At 43.6% G+C, this 22,426-nt stretch carries 21 protein-coding genes and 1 other RNA gene; 2 read left to right on the forward strand and 20 right to left on the reverse strand.

The window, feature by feature from the left end:
* Positions 1-59: 59 nt before the first annotated feature.
* The 4 genes from DWW86_RS03050 to DWW86_RS03065 all read right to left on the reverse strand — a co-directional run bounded on the left by DWW86_RS03050 (position 60) and on the right by DWW86_RS03065 (position 4,005).
* On the reverse strand, positions 60-1,115 hold the full coding sequence (locus DWW86_RS03050) for an aldose epimerase family protein (RefSeq protein WP_083585455.1): 1,056 nt from the start codon (positions 1,113-1,115) through the stop codon (positions 60-62).
* Between the two features lie 71 nt (positions 1,116-1,186).
* Positions 1,187-1,364: non-coding RNA, 6S RNA (gene ssrS / locus DWW86_RS03055), on the reverse strand.
* Positions 1,365-1,485: 121 nt separating this feature from the next.
* The gene (gene thrC, locus DWW86_RS03060) at positions 1,486-2,973 is read right to left on the reverse strand and encodes a threonine synthase (RefSeq protein ID WP_117942222.1); all 1,488 of its coding nucleotides are present in this window, start codon (positions 2,971-2,973) and stop codon (positions 1,486-1,488) included.
* A 186-nt stretch (positions 2,974-3,159) separates the two neighbouring features.
* Entirely contained in the window at positions 3,160-4,005 is an 846-nt protein-coding gene (locus tag DWW86_RS03065; RefSeq protein ID WP_117942223.1) for a cell wall hydrolase, read from the reverse strand.
* A 586-nt stretch (positions 4,006-4,591) separates the two neighbouring features.
* Here DWW86_RS03065 and DWW86_RS03070 point away from each other — a divergent pair.
* Entirely contained in the window at positions 4,592-5,188 is a 597-nt protein-coding gene (locus DWW86_RS03070; protein WP_117942224.1) for a cytidylate kinase-like family protein, read from the forward strand.
* 469 nt (positions 5,189-5,657) lie between these two features.
* Here the strand turns inward: DWW86_RS03070 and DWW86_RS03075 are convergent, their stop codons facing one another.
* The 7 genes from DWW86_RS03075 to DWW86_RS03105 all read right to left on the reverse strand — a co-directional run bounded on the left by DWW86_RS03075 (position 5,658) and on the right by DWW86_RS03105 (position 12,099).
* On the reverse strand, positions 5,658-6,755 hold the full coding sequence (locus tag DWW86_RS03075) for a DUF362 domain-containing protein (protein WP_117942225.1): 1,098 nt from the start codon (positions 6,753-6,755) through the stop codon (positions 5,658-5,660).
* Positions 6,756-6,870: 115 nt separating this feature from the next.
* Positions 6,871-7,518, reverse strand: a complete 648-nt coding sequence (locus tag DWW86_RS03080; protein ID WP_117942226.1) for an ABC-2 transporter permease — start codon at positions 7,516-7,518, stop codon at positions 6,871-6,873.
* Entirely contained in the window at positions 7,515-8,366 is an 852-nt protein-coding gene (locus DWW86_RS03085) for an ABC transporter ATP-binding protein (protein ID WP_117942227.1), read from the reverse strand. The genes DWW86_RS03080 and DWW86_RS03085 overlap by 4 nt, the downstream gene beginning before the upstream one ends.
* Positions 8,360-8,740, reverse strand: coding sequence for a GntR family transcriptional regulator (locus tag DWW86_RS03090; RefSeq protein ID WP_015542969.1), 381 nt, complete (start codon positions 8,738-8,740; stop codon positions 8,360-8,362). Before DWW86_RS03090 ends, DWW86_RS03085 begins: the two co-directional genes overlap by 7 nt.
* Before the next feature lie 158 nt (positions 8,741-8,898).
* On the reverse strand, positions 8,899-9,453 hold the full coding sequence (locus DWW86_RS03095) for a DUF5662 family protein (RefSeq protein ID WP_117942228.1): 555 nt from the start codon (positions 9,451-9,453) through the stop codon (positions 8,899-8,901).
* On the reverse strand, positions 9,413-11,299 hold the full coding sequence (locus tag DWW86_RS03100; protein WP_117942229.1) for a Type II secretory pathway, pullulanase PulA and related glycosidase: 1,887 nt from the start codon (positions 11,297-11,299) through the stop codon (positions 9,413-9,415). Before DWW86_RS03100 ends, DWW86_RS03095 begins: the two co-directional genes overlap by 41 nt.
* 38 nt (positions 11,300-11,337) lie before the next feature.
* Positions 11,338-12,099 (reverse strand): exodeoxyribonuclease III, encoded by a 762-nt coding sequence (locus DWW86_RS03105; protein WP_072521029.1) that lies wholly within the window; start codon positions 12,097-12,099, stop codon positions 11,338-11,340.
* Positions 12,100-12,299: 200 nt separating this feature from the next.
* Here DWW86_RS03105 and DWW86_RS03110 point away from each other — a divergent pair, with 200 nt between their 5' ends.
* Entirely contained in the window at positions 12,300-12,674 is a 375-nt protein-coding gene (locus tag DWW86_RS03110) for a DUF1292 domain-containing protein (RefSeq protein WP_117942230.1), read from the forward strand.
* Positions 12,675-12,742: 68 nt separating this feature from the next.
* On the opposite strand, the gene DWW86_RS03115 is transcribed toward DWW86_RS03110, so the two are convergent.
* From DWW86_RS03115 to infB, 9 genes are all read right to left on the reverse strand, one after another.
* Entirely contained in the window at positions 12,743-13,261 is a 519-nt protein-coding gene (locus DWW86_RS03115; protein ID WP_015542974.1) for a dCTP deaminase/dUTPase family protein, read from the reverse strand.
* A 62-nt stretch (positions 13,262-13,323) separates the two neighbouring features.
* Entirely contained in the window at positions 13,324-13,818 is a 495-nt protein-coding gene (gene nrdG / locus DWW86_RS03120; protein WP_072521027.1) for an anaerobic ribonucleoside-triphosphate reductase activating protein, read from the reverse strand.
* 2 nt (positions 13,819-13,820) lie between these two features.
* Positions 13,821-15,914, reverse strand: coding sequence for a polyribonucleotide nucleotidyltransferase (locus tag DWW86_RS03125; RefSeq protein ID WP_072521026.1), 2,094 nt, complete (start codon positions 15,912-15,914; stop codon positions 13,821-13,823).
* Between the two features lie 201 nt (positions 15,915-16,115).
* The gene (rpsO, locus tag DWW86_RS03130; RefSeq protein WP_015542977.1) at positions 16,116-16,382 is read right to left on the reverse strand and encodes a 30S ribosomal protein S15; all 267 of its coding nucleotides are present in this window, start codon (positions 16,380-16,382) and stop codon (positions 16,116-16,118) included.
* Between the two features lie 136 nt (positions 16,383-16,518).
* Complete coding sequence (locus DWW86_RS03135) at positions 16,519-17,451, reverse strand: bifunctional riboflavin kinase/FAD synthetase (RefSeq protein ID WP_117942231.1); 933 nt, start codon at positions 17,449-17,451, stop codon at positions 16,519-16,521.
* Positions 17,452-17,470: 19 nt separating this feature from the next.
* Positions 17,471-18,355 carry a tRNA pseudouridine(55) synthase TruB gene (gene truB / locus DWW86_RS03140; RefSeq protein ID WP_117942232.1) on the reverse strand — a complete coding sequence of 295 codons (885 nt, stop codon included), beginning with the start codon at positions 18,353-18,355 and terminating at the stop codon, positions 17,471-17,473.
* Positions 18,355-19,317: a DHH family phosphoesterase gene (locus DWW86_RS03145; RefSeq protein WP_117942233.1), complete on the reverse strand. Its 963-nt coding sequence runs from the start codon at positions 19,315-19,317 to the stop codon at positions 18,355-18,357. The genes truB and DWW86_RS03145 overlap by 1 nt, the downstream gene beginning before the upstream one ends.
* A gap of 11 nt (positions 19,318-19,328) precedes the next feature.
* Positions 19,329-19,712 (reverse strand): 30S ribosome-binding factor RbfA, encoded by a 384-nt coding sequence (gene rbfA / locus DWW86_RS03150; protein WP_117942234.1) that lies wholly within the window; start codon positions 19,710-19,712, stop codon positions 19,329-19,331.
* A 13-nt stretch (positions 19,713-19,725) separates the two neighbouring features.
* On the reverse strand, positions 19,726-22,413 hold the full coding sequence (infB, locus tag DWW86_RS03155; RefSeq protein WP_286187634.1) for a translation initiation factor IF-2: 2,688 nt from the start codon (positions 22,411-22,413) through the stop codon (positions 19,726-19,728).
* Positions 22,414-22,426 lie beyond the last annotated feature (13 nt).

The raw sequence follows: 22,426 nt of genomic DNA on the forward strand, positions 1-22,426 counted from the left end.
AAAAATCCGACCTTCTTCATACTGCATTATATGAAGAAAGCCGGAAAAATAACTTTTATTTATTTTCTGACGGAGAAACAATAAATGGTCTCGGAATAATATCGCTCACCAGCATCCAGAACCGGGGAATGGAACGCTTCTACATTGACTGCATTCGGCTCTACCTGTGTTTCCAGGCAGAACGCTTCTCTCTGATTGTAGACATGTCCGTTCTTACCATGCTCGTTTTCTACAAAGTTGGCTGCATAGAACTGCACGCATGGGCAGTCACTCAGTACACTCATCTCTATACCGGTCTTTTCGGACCATGCACGGGCAATCTCACGGACACTGGCTTTGTTATAATAATCGGTCACATAGTTATGATCATAGCCGCCTGTAATCTTTAACTGCTCGAAGTCGGCTTCAATCTCATCACCAATCTGATGTGGTGTGCGGAAATCCATCGGGGTACCTTCAACCGGTGCATTCTCTCCAAGTGGAATAGATCCCTCTCCAACAGGTGTATAAGCTTCTGCATGAATCGTCAGGTACTGATCCATTGCCTTGCCACTGCCTTCTCCTGCCAAGTTGAAATAAGAATGATTGGTCATATTGGCGACTGTTGTCCTGTCACAGACACCTCCGTATACGATCCGAAGCTCATTATTTTCTGTCATTTCATATGTAACAGAAACCTGAAATTCTCCCGGGAATCCATTTTCTCCATCCGGACTGATTCTCGAAAATGTCACTGCATTTTTGTCCTCGGAAATCTCTGCCGCATTCCAGATTTTTTTCTCAAAACCATTCGGTCCACTGTGCAGATTGTTTTTGCCCTCATTCGGTGTAAGGGTGATTTCCTGTCCGTCCAGCACAAATCTGGAATCAGCAATACGGTTTCCGCTTCTTCCGATCGTCGCGCCAAAGAAGCATCCGTTAACCTCATAGCCCGCAAGATCATCATACCCCAGAACTACATCTGTAAGTTTACCTTCTCTGTCCGGTACACAAAGCTTTACCAGAATTGCACCAAACTGTGAAATTTCTGCATAAGCACCGGCTTTATTTTCCAGATGGAAAATCTGAATTTCTTCTCCTGATGATAATTTTCCAAATGTTCGTTTTGTTACCATAATTTCCTCCCAAACCTGACTATACATAATACATCTTCAAAAAAAGAGCCATATCTCTATGACTCATTTCTTTAAGATCCGGAATGCCGTTCCCTTCCATTTGACGCCTAGCCTAAGCCAGGATGGGTGTCCGCAACTGAAGATCTGCCTACCACAACGAGAGGTCTGACATCACTTCAACAATGTAGGAGTCCCTATTTGTCAATGTAGGTTCAAATAAAAAAGGGGTCTCGCACATTCCAGAAGTTATTTTCTTTTTTTATTGTACTCTATTATATGTGATTTTTCAACACATAATACTGGAAAAAGTTTCTGTAAAAAGATTCTTTTGTTACTGTTCACAGCAACATTCTTTTCTGTGTTTGTTAAATCAGTGAATGCCGAGAACTTTTTTGACAGTATCCGGCATATCCGGTGCATCTACCACAATATCATGCAGTACCGGTGCTGTACGGATTTCTTCTACTGCTTTCGGCACTTTGACACCGGAAATGGCAGAAAGCTGATCTGCCAGTGCAAAATCATCTTTGTCTTCTTTATCTGCAACAGCATCCATTACGCTTCTTGTGAATTTGTACGGACTTGCTGTAGATGCAATCACCGTTACAGTATGATCGTCTGTATCCTTCAGATATTTCTTATAAACGCCTGCCGCAACAGCTGTATGAGGATCAATCACATAATCACTGTTTTTGTAAACATTATGGATGGTTTCTTTTGTTTCTTCTTCGCTGCAGTAATTTCCATAGAAATCTGCAAGACCTTTTTTCATTTCATCAGTGATTGTATATTCTCCGCCTTCACTTAATGACTGCATCAGTTCTGCACACTTCTGTGCATCTTCGCCTGTCAGACGATAGATCAGACGTTCCAGATTGCTGGAAATCAGAATATCCATGGACGGAGAAGTGGTAAGGATAAAGTCTCTCTTTCTGTCATAAGTTCCTGTACGGAAGAAATCAAAAAGGACTTTATTCTCATTGGATGCACAAACCAGTTTATTGATTGGAAGTCCCATCTGTTTTGCATAGTAAGCAGCAAGAATATTTCCGAAGTTACCTGTCGGAACTACAACATTGATCTTGTCTCCTGCTTTTACTTTGCCCTGTCCGACCAGTCTGGAGTAAGCATATACATAATAAACAATCTGTGGAACCAGCCTTCCGATATTGATGGAGTTTGCGGAGGAAAACTGGAATCCGGCACCATCAAGTTCTGCTGCAAGCTCACGGTCGTTGAACATCTTCTTGACTGCTGTCTGCGCATCGTCAAAGTTTCCGGTAATTCCAACTACATAAGTGTTGTCACCCTTCTGCGTTACCATCTGCTTTTCCTGAATCGGGCTGACACCGTGTTTCGGATAGAATACGATGATTCTGGTTCCCGGAACATCCGCAAAACCTGCAAGTGCCGCCTTTCCGGTATCGCCGGATGTTGCAGTAAGGATTACGATTTCATTTTTGACTGCATTTTTCTTTGCAGCAGTTGTCATAAGATGAGGCAGGATAGAAAGTGCCATATCTTTAAATGCAATCGTCGCACCATGAAACAGTTCCAGATAATATGCCCCATCTGCCTCATGAAGCGGTGCGATCTCAGAAGTATCAAACTTCTCATCGTATGCACTTGCAATACAGTTTTTCAGCTCTTCTTCTGTAAAGTCTGTAAGGAAACGGCTCATAACTTCATATGCAGTTTCCTGATATGTCATCTGTGCAAGCTTTTCTGCCGGCACATCCAGTTTCGGAATCTCAGTGGGTACAAACAGACCTCCATCTTCAGAAAGTCCTTTTAAAATTGCCATGGAAGCAGTTACTGTTTCGCCTTTGCCTCTTGTGCTCTTGTATAATACCTGCATGTATCCTTCCTGCCTTTCTTCGGGTTTGTTTCATTTTTGGTCACAGTATACCACGTTGCCGTGTAAAATTCCATAGCAAATTACAGAACATTCCCAAAAAGTATTTTTTATAATTCCTGTCAAACAAAAAAGATTCCGGTGAAACACTTAGTATCCCCGGAACCCACTGCGTTTTCTTTATGTATTTTACTGCTGAACTGCCTCAGGATATGTATAAAATTCATGCACACCATGCTTAAACAGCTTTTTAAGGTTCTTATCAAACCACCGAATGTTATTCTTGGCTGCTGCTGATTTCTGGATAAAGAACAGCGCACCCTCTGAATAATCCACACCTTCCAGTGCCTGCTTAACAGCCTCTTTTGTTTCGTTGGTAGGGACTACTTCAGAAATACGTCCATCAGCTACCGGTGAAAACTGTGCCACACCATCTATATACTGCCAGATGACATCTGTCGCATTATTCGGAAACTCCGGATATTTGATACGGTTCATGATGACATTTGCTACCAGAACGCGACCTTTAATGTCCTCTGTGCCTGCTTCTGCCTCTACGATCTGCAGAAGATTCTCATAATCCTCATCCGACATCATCTTCGCAGAAGAAGAATGAGAAAGCACCTGCGCATCAAAGTTATCTACTGTGGTCGTCATCGAGTCGCTGACATTCATCTCCACCGCACTGCTGGTAACTTTGCTGACACGCTGACCAACAATCACATCATCACAGGAAATACCGATACGCTTGACGGTCATACCGGCTGACGGTGTTGCATTTACTCCTGAAACCACACCTGCAATTCCGGTTGGCAGAGAATCATCCGTATAGACCGTATATGTGCTGCTTTTCTGCTCAGATGCAGCATAAACCTGATTCTGTCTTCCGCTTCCGATAAGCTTACATCCGCCGGTCACAGTCAGTACTGTAAGCGCACAGACGCTCAGTGATACAAATCCATGAAGGGAAGAATTCTGTACTTTGCCGTCTTTATCCTTTCTGTTATGCTGTTTTGTTAATCCTGTTTTTCTCATACTCAAACATTCCTTGCATCTTTGTCATTACTTTTTTCGTTACTGTTTCGTGTTTTTAACTTTTTGTAACATTTCTGTAATGCATAAGAAAATTATATTTAATATGCGTAGATATGTCAAGTAATTTTTTCCAGTACTGTTTTCCCTGACAGGATCATTATAACTTTCATGCCTCTGTATGGTCAATCATTTTCGTTCGACGTTTGTCCCTCAAATCCGACAATCGTTACTGTTCACAGCAACTTGGATACGGTTTTAACCGGTATAGCGAAGTGCCTCGATCGGCTTTTTTGCCGCTGCTTTCCTTTTTTAAACATCCTTTTCCTCCATTTATAACTTTGGGGGATTCCTTTTTCTCTGTTTCTGATTATTACTTTAACGAAAAGATGTGTTTACTTCTTGAGAGAACTGTGAAAGGCAGATGAATTAACCTTAAAGATACCTTAAAACTCATTTTAATTCGTCAGTTTTATTGCAAGTGTGATATTTTATTATCATTTTATTTTGTTTTTTTATTGAAATTTTCCAAAAATTGTACTATGATAAAAGCAAATAAAAGTTTGATTCTTTGAGAGGAGGCAGCTATATGAGTAAACGTATTATCACAATCAATCGTATGTATGGAAGTAATGGACGGATAATCGGAAAGGCTCTTGCCGAAGAAATGGGAATCGGATTTTATGACCGGGAACTGATCGAGCTGGCAAGCAGAAAAAAGCAGGTTCCGCTCAGTCAGTTTGCAGAAGTGGATGAAAAGCGGCCAAGTCCATGGGGATTCCCTATTGACAGTGAGCTGCAGATCGGTGTTGACCGTTATCCGATCCCCATGAATGATGTTCTGTTTGGCATCCAGAGGGACATCATTCTTTCTTTAAGCGATCATGAAGACTGTGTGATCGTCGGCAGGTGTGCAAACAACATTCTCACTGACCATGCTCTGAAAGTTTTTATCTATGCACCATTTGAAGACCGTGTACAGACAGTTATGAAACGGCTGGATCGTGAGGAAAAGAGTGCAAGGAAACTTGTTAAGAGAATGGACAAGGAACGTCGTGCGTATTTTGAGTTTTTCACGGATCAGAAGTGGCTGGATATGGGACAGTATGATCTGTGTATTGACAGCAGTAAGTTCAGTCTGGAGGAGATTGTGAAGATTCTGAAGGAAGCTGCAATGAAGAAGTAGATGAGATTGCAGGTAACGAGCTGGAAGGATATTATTATATAATTCACGAAAGAACCCTGAACAGGGAGTTCGCAGACGACTTCGTCGTCGGTAATTTCTAAGATATGACCTGTCTGTAAAAGGCATCCCCTGAAATCGTAAACTCGCATTTTGCTCGAACAGTACGATTTCAGGGGATAATACAGCCAGAACATATCTAAGAAATTGCACGACTTCTGCAGATGTCTGCGAGACTTCCTGCTCAGGGTTCTTTCTGTGAGTACAAATAATTAAATTAATATGGCTTCCGGCTCTTGAACTTTGAAATTGGGAGGAGTGAGGTTTCCTGCCGTGAGTGTATTCAATAATTTAAGAGAGCATTCAAAAGAAAGTGTAAGTTCCTGTTACTGAAATCTTAAGTAGTCCTCTAAAGATAAAAAAGCAACTTATCTCCGTCCTTTAATAATGTAAATAAATTCTGGCTTCTTCTTTAAGAATGCTTTGCAATGTAATCTTTCAAATATTCGTAGATCTGAGTTTCGGTTGGCGGGCAGCCTTCTACGTGGCATCGGAAGTTTCGGGTGCAATGGCCGACACCGAGTTCGCCAGTCTTTCCACGGTAGCCCTGTCCGATACATATTTTTTCGTGGAGTTTTTCGAAGAGGCCTTCTTGTTTCAGCATATCAAGTGCCGGAATCAGGTAGCCGTAGCAGGCGCTGCAGGATTCTACTTCTTCTACTGCATCTGCCACATCGACTACTTTTCGTCGTTCTGCAATGTGATGTTCTGCTGCTTCTCCAAGGAGCTGGATGTCTGCTTTTGAAATATCAGCGCAGCCCACGCCAAGTTCTGCTGACATTTTTACATATGGTACTTCTTCTGCTTCATAATGTAACTGTTTGCAGACACAGGCATCAACCAGTACCGGATCCATCGCAGTCCAGATGCGGTTCATCACAACCGGATTGCCTCCGTCTTCAAAATCCAGATCTCCGCAGATATTATCAACCACAATAAAGTCCTGATGTATCCCTGTATTCAGATGTGCGATCGGCTTGTGCAGTCCCATTGCATGAAAGTGTCTTTTTTCTGTGTTTGGAATCAGCCCTTTCATGTTTTTAAGCGCACAGGTGATTTTTGTCTGACAGTGTCCTTTCATGACCGGCACATTGATAAGAAAATCGACTTTTTTTACACTCTCGCAGATTTTCAGTTCCAGTCCGCTGCAGTTTTTCACATAGCTCTTATCTTTCTGTGTGTCATAAAATCTGACATCATAATCCTCACAGAGACTGCGATATCCACAGACTTCAAAAGCATCCGCTGTACGATCTCCCACCCAGGATCCCTCCAGGATCATAATATTCTGAAAGCCATTTTCTTTCAGATATTCCAAAATCCCGGCTACGATTTCCGGATGTGTGGTGCCGCCCTCGGACGGATCGGACGGCGACACCAGATTCGGTTTGATCCCGACCATTTTATTCCGGTCACCGATCAGTTCTGCAAGATTGCTTTCTGCAAGAAGCTCCTTTGTCATCTTTTTGTATTCTGTCCCACTCTTTATAAAAATCTGATTTTTATTCATAAAATGATTCTCCTGTTTTTTTGAACTGGTTTCTTTGCAATTCAATTTTGTCATCAACAATTTTAATTTAGTCATTTTTATATATTTTGACTAAATTGAATCATAAATGACATAATTAAAATTCTTCCATCTTCTCCATAATATGTTCACTGCTTTTTATGGAAATCCCCAGGCAGCCAACGCATACAATCACCATCCCAACTGCAATCCAGGCTCTATTCCGGGCGAAGGAAAAATCCTCCACATTTCCGTTTATATGAAGCTTCTGCAGTATTTCATTACACAAAGCAATGACTGCAAAAACAGCAACGGCAAGACCTCCCATAAGAATTCTTACTCTGTCTCCGTATTTCAGTCTCAACGGCAGCATCAATGCCAGACACAATATTGCGCAGTAAAAAACAGCGCCCGCACTTACCAGTAATTCCATATTAACCTTCCTATAGACCAGCATACTGATCAACAAAGAGATTACTCCAAGCACTGTAGTCAGGCCGATACAGAAAAGATATTTTTCCTTCACGTATTCTCTGCGTGTCACAGGCAGTGTCAAAAGAAATTGCATCCCGTGATCTGATGTATCATAAGAAATTGTTCCGGCAGACAGTCCAATGCTCACAAACATCATATATGCAGTAAAAAAGCTGCCACCATCCATGCTTTTGCCACTGAACAAATATATCACTCCTATAAGAAACAGGACTCTCCATATTTTGATGTTTAATCTTGCAAGTTCCAGATCTTTCCGCAATAATCCTCTCATACCCTTTCCCCCTTCACAAGCATAGCGATTACTTCATCTATATTTCCTTTTTCATTGACAATCATCGGATAATTTTCCAGATAATAGGTTCTCTGATCTGTCAGACAGCTATAACCAAAGGATTCTTTTCTGACACGAAGAAGATATTCTTTATCAAGTCCGGTGAATTCCTGCTCCGACATTTTGAGCAATCCATACTCTTCCATAATGCGGTCTGTATCTTCATGCAGTACTATTTTCCCCTTATCGATCATGTACAGATCATCACAAAAATGTTCAAGATCTCCGGAAATATGTGAACTGAGTACAACAGACCGTCCCGGCACTTCCATGTAACCCCGCAGAATATCCAGAATCTCTTCTCTTGCAATCACATCCAGACCTGCCGTTGGCTCATCAAGAATCAAAAGACGACTGTCGTGGCTGACTGCCAGCAGAATTTTCAGTTTGGCCTTCATTCCGGTAGAAAACTCTTTTATTTTTTTCTTCTGTGGAATATGAAAGTACTCACACCGTCTGTAAAACTGTTCCGGCTCAAAGTCCGGGTAAAATTCCTGCATAATTCTGCCCACCTGCTGCACTGTCAGGTATTCTGAAAAACCGCTGTCCGAAAAAACAGTTCCAAGCTTTTGCCTGTCTTCTGCACTCAGCTCTCCCGCTTTTTTCCCAAACACTTTCACGTCTCCTGCGTCCGGCCGGATTAATCCCAGCATCAGTTTAAATGTCGTACTTTTACCGGCTCCATTTGCACCGATCAGACCAGTCACTCTGTTTTCCGGTATATGCATATCCAGTTCAAGTGTAAAATCCTCATATTCTTTTTTCACATGATCCAACTGTATTAACATTCCCCATCCTCCATTATAATCTGAAATGTTTCGCAGATTTCCTGTGCGGTCAGTCCTCCGATCCGCGCTTTGCGCACTGCTGCTTCCAGTTCTTTTTCCAGTTCCCTTCGCCGCTCTTCCATCAGAAGTTCCTGATTCGTAGCTGCAATAAAACTGCCTTTTCCATGGACGGTTACCACCATTCCTTCCGACTCCAGACTGTCATATGCTTTTTTTACCGTAAGTGCACTGATCTTTAAGTCTCTGGACAGTGCCCTCACTGACGGAAGTGCTTCTCCCGAAACAAGCGTTCCATTGATTATTCCAGCCTTGATCTGTGCAATAATCTGCTCATAAATTGGTTCCATGGAAGTATGATTGATAATCAGGTTCATATGCATCCCTCCTTGATAAACAGTATATAACAGCATATTACTGTTGTCAACTGTTATATACTGTTTGTAATTTTATTTTAACATAAGATTACAAAAAGCCTCTCTCTATCTGCTCTTCGATAGAAAAAGGCTTTATCCTGCTTTGAAGCAATTGCTTTTTAATATTTAATTTTTCTGGTCTCACCCCTGAGGTATCTGTATTTGATATAATGAAGTAATTTTTCCTCTCCATGATCATTCAGAATACGAAGAAGTGCCTCAAGTTCTTTCTTTGTCTGCGGATGGATAAACCAGAGCTTTTCTTTACTTTTCAGGAAATAATCCAGCGGCTGGCTGTCATCATAAGCATCTCCCAGATAATTTCTGGATGCACTGATACGGTCGACCACCATCTCTGCTACATATTTTCGCGGCATCTGTGCACCCATGATCACATGCTCGCCATCAATGGAATAATCTACCCAGTGTTCAAAATGATGTTTATTGCGCCCCTTGTGATGCAGCCACGAAGTAGATACACCTATGTCTTCTCGCTCTGCATTATTCGGACTTCTCGTTCCCTGATAGTATCTGCATCCCACGAGAAATTCTGTCGGAGAATACTTTGAAAGATCGTGAAGCAGTCCCTGCTTATATAACCCTATACGGAAACAATATTTCATTACAAGAAGTTTATGCCTCGTTATCGTTTTGAAGTGGAGCCACGGATGCATGTTCTGATTCCTCCTGCCTTGCTGTCAGCACCACGATCGTTCGTGGATTGATCTTGACAGATTTTTTGTATGGTTCCTCCTGTTCACGGAACCACGGTTCTCCCATCTCGGATGTGTCTGCTATCTTTTTCCAGTTCATTCCCTCCGGAAGATTCGGGAGTGCAATATTACGTTTTTCCCAGTGAAAATTCATCCCTATATAAAGAAAATCATCTTCTGTGCCATCGTCCTTCTGTGCATAGGCACCGCAGTACATGATACCAAGGAGGCGGCTCGTATTATCGCGATTTAAAAACCATGCGCGCTCTCCGTGCACAGAAACATCCGGGAAACCTTTTGCCATATAATCTACACCACGCATTTCCTTCGGCATATGGAGAATCGGATGATTTTTGCGAAAAGCGATTGCCTCCTTCACAAAAGAAGATAGTCCGGTATGTCTTCTGGCATTTTTCCAGTCGGTCCATCCGGTCGGATTGTCCTGACACCATACATTGTTGTTGCCAGCCTGTGAATTTGCAAATTCATCTCCGCCATAGATCATTGGTGTACCCTGACTGAGCAGCAGCATCAGAAACGCATTACGCATCTGCTGTTCTCTCATCCTGCGTACCGCCGTCTTTCGCGTACTGCCTTCTACTCCGCAGTTCCATGAATAATTAAATTCACTGCCATCCCGGTTATCCTCGCCATTGGCTTCATTGTGGCGATAATTATAAGAAACAGTATCATACAGCGTAAAACCATCCTGCGCCGCCATATAATTTACTGTACCAAAATTCCCGGTATTTCTTCGCACATGGAACTCTGCGCCGGAGATCATTCCTTCATCACTCTTAAGGAAACGTCTCATATCCAGCATAAATCCGGCATTATATTCTGCAAGCATATTTTCTGCATCTGCTTCCCCTGAAACATTTGAAAACAGCTTTTTTGTTCCATAAAGGATTGGGTCACGCTCGATCACATCCTGCTGCACCCCATCTCCCAGCAGATGAAAACCGTCTACATGATAATAAAGTTTCCAGAACCACAGTGAGCGTATCATCTGCAAAGAAGGTGTTCCCTTAGGGAAATACATTTCCATAATGCACTCGATCCCTGCTTTGTGCAATGCCCGGATCATATCGCGAAACTCTCTGTCCGGTTCCTTCGTAGCACAGTAAGATTCTTTCGGTGCAAAATAAAATCCCCTGGTATATCCCCAGTAATTTATTCTGTCATCGGATTTCTTACGAACTGCCAGATTCACAGCATAATCTGCCTGTACACATTCCTGAAATTCATATGCCGGCATCAGTTCTACCGCATTGATCCCAAGCTCTTTCCAGTACGGAATCATCTCAGTAAGTCCTGCAAAAGTACCTCTTTTTCGAAGTGCAAGCTTCGCCTGTCTGGTATATCCACGTACATGTATTTTGTAAAGGATCATTTCACTGTACGGAATCTCCGGTGCGGTGTCGCCCTCCCAGTCATATTCTTTTTCTGAAAGAAATGCACAGCGAACCTCATGTTCATCTTTCGATAACGGCGCACCAAATTTCTCGCGCCCACGGATTACGCAAGCAAAAGGATCCTGTACGATTTTTCCATCTATGCGGAAATTGTATTCATATCGTTCCGGTCTCAACCCGGTTACCAGCATCGCACACATCCTGCCGGTGCGATACTCCTCTGTAAAAGGAAACTCTGTTTCCGGTTCCGCAGCCCCCTTTCGATATAATACCAGTGAAGCTTCTGTATCACCTGGAACCTCCACTGCAAAATTAATGCCGTTTTTCTTTTTGTTTACACCGGGGACTACCGGATCTCCCTTATACGCACAGATTCTGTTCTTTTTTTCCATTCCCGGTTCTCCTTGTCACTTTATTTCGCTCAGATCCATTATTTCTCAAAATCAATATCCAGTTCTACCGGACAATGATCTGAGCCCATAATTTCTGTATGAATCGATGCATCCTGAAGTCTGTCTTTCAACGACGGAGATACAATAAAATAATCGATTCTCCATCCTGCATTCTTTTCACGTGCCTTAAAGCGATAAGACCACCAGGAATAGATTCCTTCTTTATCTGGATAGAAATAGCGGAAAGTATCAACAAATCCGCTTTCCAGCATACGTGAAAAGCATGCTCGTTCTTCATCGGTAAAACCTGCATTTTTGCGGTTGGTCTTCGGATTCTTCAGATCGATTTCCTGATGCGCCACATTCATATCACCACAGCAGATCACAGGCTTCTTTTCCTGCAATTTCAGAAGATAGGCCAGAAAATCCCGTTCCCATTCCATTCTGTATTCCAGGCGACGCAGTTCACTCTGGGAATTCGGTGTATATACTGTAACAAAATAAAATTCTTCAAATTCAAGTGTGATCACACGACCTTCTTTGTCGTGCGCTTCTATCCCGATTCCATTTACTACCGACAATGGCTCTTTCTTTGTAAATACGGCTGTGCCGGAATACCCTCTGCGGTTCGCATAATTCCAGTACTGGTGATACCCCGGAAGCTCCAGCTCAACCTGTCCCTGCTGGCATTTCGTCTCCTGCAGACAGAAAATATCTGCATCCAGCTCCTTAAATCTATCCTCAAAACCCTTTGTAATACAGGCTCTGATTCCATTTACATTCCATGAAATCAATTTCATTGTCTCATTTACTCCTTCAAATCGATCAAATGTCTGATATTTCCATTATACATGATTCACGATACAGTTTAAACACATTTTTTTATTTTCTTCTCACGCATTTTCTCTGTCTTTTCTCCGGCATTTTTGCTTTCCCGTTGTATTCGCTTCTGTTATCTGTTAAAATAGACTGATAATGAAAACAAAGTGAGGAAAATCAAATGAGTGACGAACTGAAAAATGGCTGTACGCCAAGCGACTGTGCTTCCTGCGGACTGGACTGCGGCAGCAATTCTTCCACCGAAAGCCATAATACCATCACCCTGACTCTGGACGATAACACAGAGATCGAATGCGCAATTCTGACTGTCTTCCCGGTAGATGCCCAGGAATATATTGCCCTGCTTCCACTTGACGAAAACGGACAGAATCAGGACGGAGAAGTTTATCTTTACAAATTCTCCCGTACCGAGAAAGGTGATCCGATCCTTGCAAACATCGAATCCGATGACGAATATGCAAAAGCTGCCGAAGCTTTTGATATCGTGCTGGACAATGCACGTAAAGCAGAAGCTGCCGGTGCACCGCTCGAATAATTTATTTTATATTAAAGAAAACGGAGGTTTCCGCCATTATCGGCTGAAACCTCCATTTTAATTACGTCTTATTTCTTTTCTGTGGTGCTTCCGAATCCACCATTGCGGACTCCGGTTGCTTCATCATCTACCGTGATTCCATACTCTACAAAGATTCCCTGCATAAAGCCTGTACCGGCTGCAATACTGACAGTTTTATCTTCGTTGCTGTCATTTGTGATCTTTGAGAAAATATGACCTTCATTATCCGAATAGAAATAATCACTGTCAATGATTCCCACTGTATTATTTAACTGGAGACGGAATTTGAATCCAAGTCCGCTTCTCGGGTAACATTTCAGTACCCAGTCCTGTTCCATTTCCACGCGGATACCAGTCGGGATCTTTGCAGTCTCTCCCGGGGCCAGTGTAATATCAACAGGGGCAAAAAAATCATATCCGGCACTTCCGGCGGTTGCCCTTAATGGAAGACGGATGTTTTCGTAAACAGATAAAATTTCTTTCTCATCTGCTGTCGGAAAAGTATCTTTCCAGTCCTTTGCAAACTGTGCAGGACTTACTTTATGAAATTTTGCGATTCGTCTCATGCTTCCTCCTGTGCCTCATTATATAACAGGTATTTTGCTTTTGATCTGCAAATTAAACTTGCTTAATTTGCACAATGTAAAACAATTTTTCCCTCGCGAAGTGTCGCGGGAACATTAATGACACGCTGATTGGAAGAGCCTTTCCATCGAAGAGAGGTATCTGCTTTGTCAGCCTGAAACTCTCCATCTACACAGACATCCAGATACTGTACAACTGCTTCATTCTGAATTTCTTCCCATGTAGAGCCGGTATACAGCCAGATTGTCTTGTCCGGATATCTTTCACGGATTTTTTTCGCAAAAGCAGTAACTGCTGAAATGTTCGATGGATGCAGTGGATCACCTCCTGAGAAAGTGATCCCACTGATATAATCTTTATCCAGCTCTGTAAATATTTCGGCTTCCTCCGCTTCTGTAAATGCAAGTCCACCATTTGGATCCCAGGTGATCGGGTTCTGGCAATCCCGGCAGCAGTGATTGCAACCGGCAACCCACAGAACAACCCGAAGCCCGTCTCCGTTCAGCATATCATCTTTGGTTATATTATGATATCTCATATTTATGCTTCTTCCGGTACGTCCTTAATACTGAAACTCATTCTTCCCATCTTGTCTTTACCAAGGCAGATCACTTTTACCTTGTCACCAAGAGTCAGAACATCTTCTACACGGTTGATTCTGTGATCGCTGATCTTGGAGATATGAACCATACCTTCTTTGCCAGGAGCAAACTCAACGAATGCACCGAATTCTTTGATGCTTACAACAGTACCTTCAAAAATCTGTCCTGCTTCGAAATCTGTTGCGATCGTCTTGATCATTTTCTTTGCTTCATCCATACCGTGCTGGTCAACACCGCAGATAGATACTGCTCCTTCATCTGTAATGTCAATCTGTACACCTGTACGCTCGATGATCGCGTTGATGGTCTTTCCTCTCTGACCTACTACATCACCGATCTTCTGAGGATCGATCTGGATCTGGACGATCTTCGGTGCATATTTGTTTACATGATCACGAGGCTCTGCGATACATTTTTCCATAACCTCTGTGAGGATGTACTCTCTTGCTTCTTTTGTTCTGCGGATTGCTTCTTCTACAATCTGTCTTGTCAGGCCATGGATCTTGATATCCATCTGAATTGCAGTGATACCGTCATGTGTACCTGCAACCTTAAAGTCCATATCTCCGAAGAAGTCTTCCAGACCCTGGATATCTGTCAGAACGATGTAATCATCATCTGTAGCACCTGTTACCAGACCACAGGAAATACCTGCAACCGGTTTACGGATCGGTACACCTGCTGCCATAAGAGACATGGTAGATGCACAGATACTTGCCTGAGAAGTAGAACCGTTGGATTCGAATGTCTCAGATACTGTACGGATTGCGTACGGGAATTCCTCTGCTGACGGAAGTACCGGTACGAGAGCTCGCTCAGCCAGTGCTCCATGTCCGATCTCACGACGTCCCGGTCCTCTGGACGGTTTGGTCTCACCTACAGAGTAGGACGGGAAGTTGTAGTGGTGCATATATCTCTTGGATGTTTCGAATTCATCCAGTCCGTCGATTCTCTGTGCTTCGGAAAGCGGAGCCAGAGTTGTCATTGTACAGATCTGTGTCTGTCCACGCGTGAACATTGCGGAACCATGAACTCTCGGGATGATGTCTACTTCTGCAGCCAGAGGACGGATCTGTGTGATCTGACGACCGTCCGGACGTTTGTGATCTTTGAGGATCATCTTACGTACAGTCTTCTTCTGGTACTGGTATACAGCCTCGCCGAGAACTGCCAGCCATTCTTCATTGTCTGCAAATGCATCCTGAAGTCTTGCAGTAATCTCACGGATATTTTCTTCTCTTGTCTGTTTGTCGTCTGTGAATACAGCTTCTTCCATTTCTTCAGAAGGAACAATCTTTTTGATTGCCTCAAACAGTTCTTCCGGAACTGCACAGGAAGCATAAAGATGTTTTTCTTTGCCGCACTCTGCAACAATCTTATCGATAAAACGGATAATCTCCTGGTTTACATCATGTGCTTTGTAAATTGCTTCGATCATGGTGTCTTCCGGAACTTCATTTGCACCGGCTTCGATCATGATAACTTTTTCTCTGGTAGAAGCAACAGTAAGCTGAAGATCAGAAAGTTCTTTCTGAGCAAGTGACGGGTTGATGATGAACTCGCCATCGATCAGACCTACCTGTGTAGTTGCGCATGGACCATCAAACGGAATATCTGAAATACAGGTTGCAATGGAAGAACCAAGCATAGCCGGGATTTCCGGATTGCATTCCGGATCTACAGACATAACCATGTTTACCAGAGTAACATCGTTTCTGTAATCTTTTGGGAACAGCGGACGCATCGGACGGTCGATAACGCGGGAAGTCAGGATTGCATGCTCGCTTGCCTTTCCTTCTCTCTTATTGAATCCACCCGGGATTTTGCCCACTGCATACATTTTTTCTTCGTATTCAACGCTCAGAGGGAAGAAATCAATTCCTTCTCTCGGCTCTTTGGATGCTGTTGCTGTGGAAAGTACAGTAGTGTCACCGTAATGCATCAGTGCTGCACCATTTGCCTGCTTTGCAACACGACCGATATCTACAGTCAGCGTTCTGCCGGCTAATTCCATAGAATAACTTTTGTACATACTTTTTCTCCTTTAAAATCTGTGTTTGACATTGTAAACAGAAGCCCGAAACAACTGAAAAAACCATTGGCCGCAATGAGCTTTTCAGTAGTCTCGGAAATAACTTCTGTTATTGTTTTTTGGAATTTTGTGTCTGACAGGTTCAGATGTTTTTATATGCAAAAATGGGGCGGATGGTTATCCGCCCCGTCCGCATACTAATTATTTTCTTAAACCTAATTTTTCAATCAGTGCACGGTATCTTTCGATGTCTGTTTTCTTCAGGTATGCCAGAAGTCCACGTCTCTGTCCAACCATCTTCAGCAGACCGCGTCTGGAGTGATGATCTTTGTGATGTGTCTGTAAATGCTCTGTCAGTTCCTGAATTCTTGCTGTAAGAACTGCAACCTGTACTTCCGGTGAACCTGTGTCGCCTTCACATCTTGCATATTCTTTCATGATTGCCTGTTTTTTTTCTTTTGAAATCATTCTGATTTCCTCCTTAAAATAATTTAATAATTAATGAACCGCCACATATTAAGAAACGGTTGGAGATTCCAATCTCTGAATATGGGCTGATTTACACCTCGACTAGTATAGCATAAAACAAATGACGTGTAAATAATTATTTTGATTCAAAGCGCAAAGTTTTTTGTGAAATATTCTCATTCTGAAAATATTCTTTGCCGGACTGAATATCTTTCCGAATCTGCGCCTTTAGCGCTTCAAACGAAGTAAACTTCTGTTCCGGGCGGGTATATTTATAAAAATCCACGGTACATTCCCTGCCATAAAGATCCCGATCACAGTCAAACAGATTCGTCTCCACACCAAGAAAACTCTCTCCGACCGTCGGTTTGTATCCGACATTGGTGATTCCCGGATAATCTCCGTCTTCAAAATGAGACATCGTGACATACACTCCGTTTGGCGGCATCAGCTTCGACTTTGGAGGAATGATATTTGTAGTAGGAAAGAAATCCCTGTGTCCCAGCCCCCGGCCATGTTCAATTCTGCCAGAAACGCAAAAAGGTCTTCCGAGAAGATCCTGTATCTTTTCCATGTTGCCTTTTTTTAGTTCTTCACGGATATAGGTACTGCTGACCTTGCGGTTTCCCTCCATCTCTTTCGAAATGACAACAGTCTCGTATTCATATTTTTCACCGAATTTCTGCAAAAGCTCCGGTGTTCCCCTGCGTTCATATCCAAAGCGGAAATCCTCACCAACAACCACGCACTCTGCCTGCAGATCACCTTTTAAGATCTGGCGGATAAAATTTTCGGCTTTCATATGTTTGATCTCATCATTCAGCGGACACTCCAGAAGAACATCAACTCCCATCTTTTCGAGATATGTCTGTCGTTCTTCGGAAGTAAGGATCGTCTGTCTGTCAGAGATAAATGCCATCACCACAGCAAGTTCACCATATTCTTTTTTGCGCTCCAGAATCGTCCGGATCAATTTCCTGTGTCCACGATGGATACCATCAAATTTGCCAAGTGTCACTGCACTTCTGCCAAGTTTTGGAAATTGTCCATTCAGTTTTACGTATTCCATATTATGCTGTTACTCCTGCCTACAAAAACATCTTCTGGGGCTGATAGCGGTTCTTTGCCTCATCCCACTGATAAATCCCTTTAAATTCGCCCTGACTGTCACACATTCGAACCCATCCTTCTTTGTGGCTGCCTTTTACAAAATATTCCGTAAGGGCATTTCCGTTTTCAAGAAGGCGGTCACCTTCCCGTGTACAAAAAATTTCCGGATAATCTTTCAGTACCTGCCCGATACGGATCACCCGGTCTTCAATCGTACCATCTTTGACTGCCTCTTCTACTTCTGCAAGCGTCATACTGTCTTCCCATGTGAAATTCCCGGATCTGGTACGGATCAGTTCTTCCATGCAGCCACCGCATCCAAGCTTCTGCCCGATATCATGACAGAGCGTACGGATGTAAGTTCCCTTACTGCACGTAACAGAAAAACGAACATATGGAAGATTTATTTCTTTTATATCAATTTCATAGAAATGAACCGTCCTTGCCTTACGCTCCACGGTTTTGCCTTCGCGTGCAAGCTCATAGAGCTTTTTGCCATCTACTTTCAGAGCAGAGTACATCGGCGGAATCTGCTTGTATTCTCCGACAAATCCCCGAATCACAGCCTCGACTTCCTCTTCTGACACTTCAACAGTTTTCTCACAGAGAACGGTTCCTGTCATATCCTGTGTATCAGTCTCCAGCCCCAGATGCATAAGCGCCTCATATGTCTTCTGCTTATCAGTCAGAAGATCTACGAGTTTGGTCGCTTTGCCAAGGACTACCGGAAGCACACCTTCTGCTTCCGGATCCAGTGTCCCTGTATGTCCGATTTTTTTCATATGGAGGATTCCGCGCAGTTTCGCAACAACATCAAAGGAAGTAAAACCCTTTTCTTTGCGGATATTCAGTACGCCATCCATTATGCGTCTTCCTCCTCAGCCAGCTGTCGTTCAATCTCTGCCGTGATATTATTGATCACATCGTACATAGAGCCATGCAGATCACATCCTGCTGCCCTTGTATGTCCGCCGCCGCCAAAGAAAACAGCAACTTTACTTACGTCCACTTTGCCATTCGAGCGAAGAGAAACTTTGAATGTCTGTGTCTCTGTCTCATAAATAAACATTGCAACTTCTACTCCTTTTGTAAGGCGGAGCTGACTTACGATACCATCCAGATCACTGCCCTCAACACCGTAGAAATCCATATCTCTTCTTCGCAGATAGCCAATAATGCATGTACCGTTCTGGAGAAGGATGCTTTCTGCAAGCACACGTCCCATAACCTGATTCTGAATATATGTTTTCTGATAGAAAGATTCATCAATGATCCTGCTGAACGGAATTCCGGTCTTCATCAGCTCACCGGCAATGCGCATGGTCTCCGGTGAAGTAGATGAATACTGGAATACACCGGTGTCGTGCACCATTCCTGTGTAGATTGCGGTTGCGATCGGAAGTGTTACCTTCTCAGAATCGAGGATTCCGTACAGCACCTCACAACAGGAACTGATATCTCCCTGAACATAGTTGATATCCGCAAATCCCGGATTGCTCACATGATGGTCGATGCAGACAGTCTTCTTTGCGTTTTCAAAAAGATTACCTGCAAGTGCCAGACGGTCTCTGGCACTGACATCACAGGTAATAAAGAGGTCATATACGCTGTCATCTGCCTCTGTTTTTATTTCATCGATACATTCAATATGTCCGAAGATTGGCTTCGGATGATCAAGATAAACGGTCACATCAATATCCGGAAAATATGTTCTGATATACAGGTACAGCGCCATACAGGAGCCGACACAGTCGCCATCCGGACGGATATGTCCGCCAATCCCGACAGTTTTTACACCTTCCAGTACTTCTGCTATATTTTTCATGGTCATTCCTCTTATTCTTCCTCAGGCTTGCCCAAAGAAGCATCTCTTTTTGCAACATCGTCAATCAGTTTTGACATATTTACACCATATTCGATCGATTCGTCCAGAATAAAACGAATCTCCGGTGTATTTCGAAGGTTCAGGTTTCTGGCAAGCTGGCGGCGGATATATCCTTCCGCACTGTTCAGTCCCCTGATCGTAGCTTCCTTTGCGTCCTGATTGCCCAGCACACTGATATATGCCTTGCAGGTTTTTAAGTCCGGAGCCACTTCCACAGCCATGACAGAGGTCATCGGGTGAATCCGCGGATCTTTGATTTCTCCGCGGATGATGGAACTGAGTTCCTTCTGAACCTCCCCATTGATCCTTGTATTCTTAATGCTGTTTTTTCTCATTTATGATCTACTCCTATCTTGGCACTTCTACCATGATATACGCTTCTACTTTATCTTCTTCTTTGACATCGTTGAATCCGTCAAATACAAGACCACATTCGTATCCTGCTTTTACTTCTTTAACGTCATCTTTAAATCGTTTCAGAGATGCAAGCTCACCTTCAAATACCAGATCGCCTTCTCTTGTAATACGTACTTTGCAGTTTCTCTGGAAAATACCATCCAGAACATAGCTTCCTGCGATCGTACCGACACCGGATGCCTTGAAGAGCTGACGTACTTCTGCATGACCGATAACTTTTTCTTCAAATACCGGATCAAGCATACCTTTCATTGCTGCTTCCACATCTTCGATTGCCTGATAAATAACTTTGTAAAGACGAAGATCTACGCCTTCCTGATCTGCAAGCTGTTTTGCCATCGCATCCGGACGAACGTTAAATCCGATGATGATCGCATTGGAAGTTGCTGCCAGAGATACGTCGGATTCATTGACTGCGCCTACACCGCCGTGGATCACACGAACAACAACCTCTTCATTAGAAAGTTTGATCAAACTCTGTTTCACGGCTTCTACAGAACCCTGTACATCTGCTTTGACGATGATCGGCAGTTCTTTCAGATCACTTGCCTGAATCTGATCAAAGAGATTATCAAGAGAAAGTTTGCCTTTTGTTTCTTCAAGGAGGTGTTTCTTATTCTCGGTAACAAATGCTGCCGCAAAGTTTTTCGCTTCTTTGTCACTCGGGAATGCCATCAGGATCTCACCTGCATTCGGCACATCACCAAGACCAAGAATCTCAACCGGTGTGGACGGTCCTGCTTCTTTGACACGTCTTCCTCTGTCATCCATCATTGCACGTACCTTACCGCTACATGCGCCTGCTGCAATAAAGTCACCTACATGAAGAGTACCCTTCTGTACAAGGATCGTTGCAACAGGACCTTTACCTTTGTCAAGCTGAGCCTCGATAACAAGACCTCTGGCTGCACGGTTCGGGTTCGCTTTCAGTTCAAGTACTTCTGCTGAAAGAAGGATCATCTCAAGCAGTGTATCAATTCCTTCTCCTGTATGTGCAGATACCGGTACGAAGATGGTGCTTCCGCCCCAGTCTTCCGGAATCAGTTCATATTCAGAAAGTTCCTGTTTTACTCTTTCAATGTTTGCACTTGGTTTATCAATCTTGTTGATTGCAACAATGATTTCTACACCTGCTGCTTTTGCATGGCTGATAGCCTCAACAGTCTGTGGCATGACACCATCATCAGCCGCAACAACGAGTACCGCAATATCAGTAGAGTTTGCACCACGCATACGCATTGCTGTGAATGCTTCATGTCCCGGTGTATCAAGGAAAGTGATCTTCTGTCCGTTGATTTCAACAACAGAGGCACCGATGTGCTGTGTGATTCCACCTGCCTCGCCTCTTGTTACATGTGTATTACGAATTGCATCCAGAAGGGATGTCTTACCATGGTCAACGTGACCCATAACGCAGACAACCGGCGGTCTGGAAACCATTGTGGATTCGTCTTCCTCTTCTTCTTTCAGAAGTTCTTCGATCACATCTACTTTTTCTTCCGGTTCTGCAATGATATCGTAGTCAAGTGCAATTTCCTGTGCTTTTTCGAAATCGATCTCATGGTTTACAGTTACCATGATGCCTTCCATAAAGAGCTTCTTAACAATTACAGACGGCTGCATCTTCATTGCTTCTGCAAGCTCGCGGATTGTCATTTTCTCCGGAAGAGTGATCTCTTTTACTTCTGGTTTCTTCTCTTCCTGTTTTGGCTGAGGAGCAGGTTTCTGAAGAGCTTTCGGAATTCTGGAAAGATTTCTTCTTCCGCCCTGATTCGGTCTGTTGTGACCTGCACCGGAATTTTTCTCAAAATCTTTCTTTTTGTTCTTATTCTCTCTGTCACGCTCTCTCTTGCTGTCCTTGGATGTTTTTGTCAGTTCCGGTGTGAATACGGCATCATTATCTCTTCTTCCGCCGCCGGCTCTCTGTCCGCCACGGTTATTTCCGCCAAAGCGTCCTTCACCTCTGTTGTCCGGTCTTCCGTTTCCGCCCTGTCCTGGTCTTCCCTGACCACCCTGCTGCGGACGGCCATTACCTCTCATTGGACGGCCATTGCCTTCACCCTGACGTGCCGGACGGCCTTCTCCCTGTCTCTGCGGACGGCCTTCTCCCTGTCTCTGCGGACGGCCACCACCGTTACGGTTGCCCTGCGGTCCACGGTCAGATGGTCTTTTGTCTCCATTGTTTCGGAAATCACGGTTTCCTCTGTTATCACCGCGGTTATCTCCACGATTCTCACGATTATCTCTGTTCGGGCGGTTCTGGTTTCTGTTGTTATTATAGCCACCCTGCTCGCTTCTCTGCGGTCTTGCCTGAGTCTGAGCTTCTTCTGCTGCCGGTTTCTCAGCCGGTTTCTTAGCTGTCGGTGTTTCCTGTACCGGAGTACTCTGCGGTTTCTTCGGTGCAGTAGTTTCTGCTGCCGGTTTCTGAGCTACTGTCTCAGCCGGTTTTGCTGCCTGTGTTCTCTGCTGCGGTCTTGCAGCCGGTTTTTTATCTGATGCCGGACGTTTCGGTCTGTTTTTGCCTCCGTCACTGGCATTCTGTGCGTGATATACGCGAATAATATTTTTTTTCTTTTTGGGAGCCTCTGTCTTTTCTGCTTCCGCCTTCGTTGTTACCATCTTTTCATCTGCC

The sequence above is a fragment of the Ruminococcus sp. AF17-22AC genome, from assembly GCF_003460065.1.
Lineage (GTDB): Bacteria > Bacillota > Clostridia > Lachnospirales > Lachnospiraceae > Blautia_A.

What these genes read in the sequence shown, in the direction of transcription:
- DWW86_RS03110 (WP_117942230.1), top strand. Translation starts at nt 12,300, where the DNA reads ATGAGTGACGAACTGAAAAATGGCTGTACGCCAAGCGACTGTGCTTCC.
- DWW86_RS03115 (WP_015542974.1), bottom strand. Translation starts at nt 13,261, where the DNA reads ATGAGACGAATCGCAAAATTTCATAAAGTAAGTCCTGCACAGTTTGCA.
- nrdG (WP_072521027.1), bottom strand. Translation starts at nt 13,818, where the DNA reads ATGAGATATCATAATATAACCAAAGATGATATGCTGAACGGAGACGGG.
- DWW86_RS03135 (WP_117942231.1), bottom strand. Translation starts at nt 17,451, where the DNA reads ATGGAATACGTAAAACTGAATGGACAATTTCCAAAACTTGGCAGAAGT.
- DWW86_RS03105 (WP_072521029.1), bottom strand. Translation starts at nt 12,099, where the DNA reads ATGAAATTGATTTCATGGAATGTAAATGGAATCAGAGCCTGTATTACA.
- thrC (WP_117942222.1), bottom strand. Translation starts at nt 2,973, where the DNA reads ATGCAGGTATTATACAAGAGCACAAGAGGCAAAGGCGAAACAGTAACT.
- DWW86_RS03050 (WP_083585455.1), bottom strand. Translation starts at nt 1,115, where the DNA reads ATGGTAACAAAACGAACATTTGGAAAATTATCATCAGGAGAAGAAATT.
- DWW86_RS03095 (WP_117942228.1), bottom strand. Translation starts at nt 9,453, where the DNA reads ATGCATCCGTGGCTCCACTTCAAAACGATAACGAGGCATAAACTTCTT.
- DWW86_RS03070 (WP_117942224.1), top strand. Translation starts at nt 4,592, where the DNA reads ATGAGTAAACGTATTATCACAATCAATCGTATGTATGGAAGTAATGGA.
- DWW86_RS03075 (WP_117942225.1), bottom strand. Translation starts at nt 6,755, where the DNA reads ATGAATAAAAATCAGATTTTTATAAAGAGTGGGACAGAATACAAAAAG.
- DWW86_RS03085 (WP_117942227.1), bottom strand. Translation starts at nt 8,366, where the DNA reads ATGTTAATACAGTTGGATCATGTGAAAAAAGAATATGAGGATTTTACA.
- truB (WP_117942232.1), bottom strand. Translation starts at nt 18,355, where the DNA reads ATGGATGGCGTACTGAATATCCGCAAAGAAAAGGGTTTTACTTCCTTT.
- rbfA (WP_117942234.1), bottom strand. Translation starts at nt 19,712, where the DNA reads ATGAGAAAAAACAGCATTAAGAATACAAGGATCAATGGGGAGGTTCAG.
- DWW86_RS03090 (WP_015542969.1), bottom strand. Translation starts at nt 8,740, where the DNA reads ATGAACCTGATTATCAATCATACTTCCATGGAACCAATTTATGAGCAG.
- rpsO (WP_015542977.1), bottom strand. Translation starts at nt 16,382, where the DNA reads ATGATTTCAAAAGAAAAAAAACAGGCAATCATGAAAGAATATGCAAGA.
- DWW86_RS03100 (WP_117942229.1), bottom strand. Translation starts at nt 11,299, where the DNA reads ATGGAAAAAAAGAACAGAATCTGTGCGTATAAGGGAGATCCGGTAGTC.
- DWW86_RS03125 (WP_072521026.1), bottom strand. Translation starts at nt 15,914, where the DNA reads ATGTACAAAAGTTATTCTATGGAATTAGCCGGCAGAACGCTGACTGTA.
- DWW86_RS03145 (WP_117942233.1), bottom strand. Translation starts at nt 19,317, where the DNA reads ATGAAAAATATAGCAGAAGTACTGGAAGGTGTAAAAACTGTCGGGATT.
- DWW86_RS03065 (WP_117942223.1), bottom strand. Translation starts at nt 4,005, where the DNA reads ATGAGAAAAACAGGATTAACAAAACAGCATAACAGAAAGGATAAAGAC.
- infB (WP_286187634.1), bottom strand. Translation starts at nt 22,413, where the DNA reads ATGGTAACAACGAAGGCGGAAGCAGAAAAGACAGAGGCTCCCAAAAAG.
- DWW86_RS03080 (WP_117942226.1), bottom strand. Translation starts at nt 7,518, where the DNA reads ATGAGAGGATTATTGCGGAAAGATCTGGAACTTGCAAGATTAAACATC.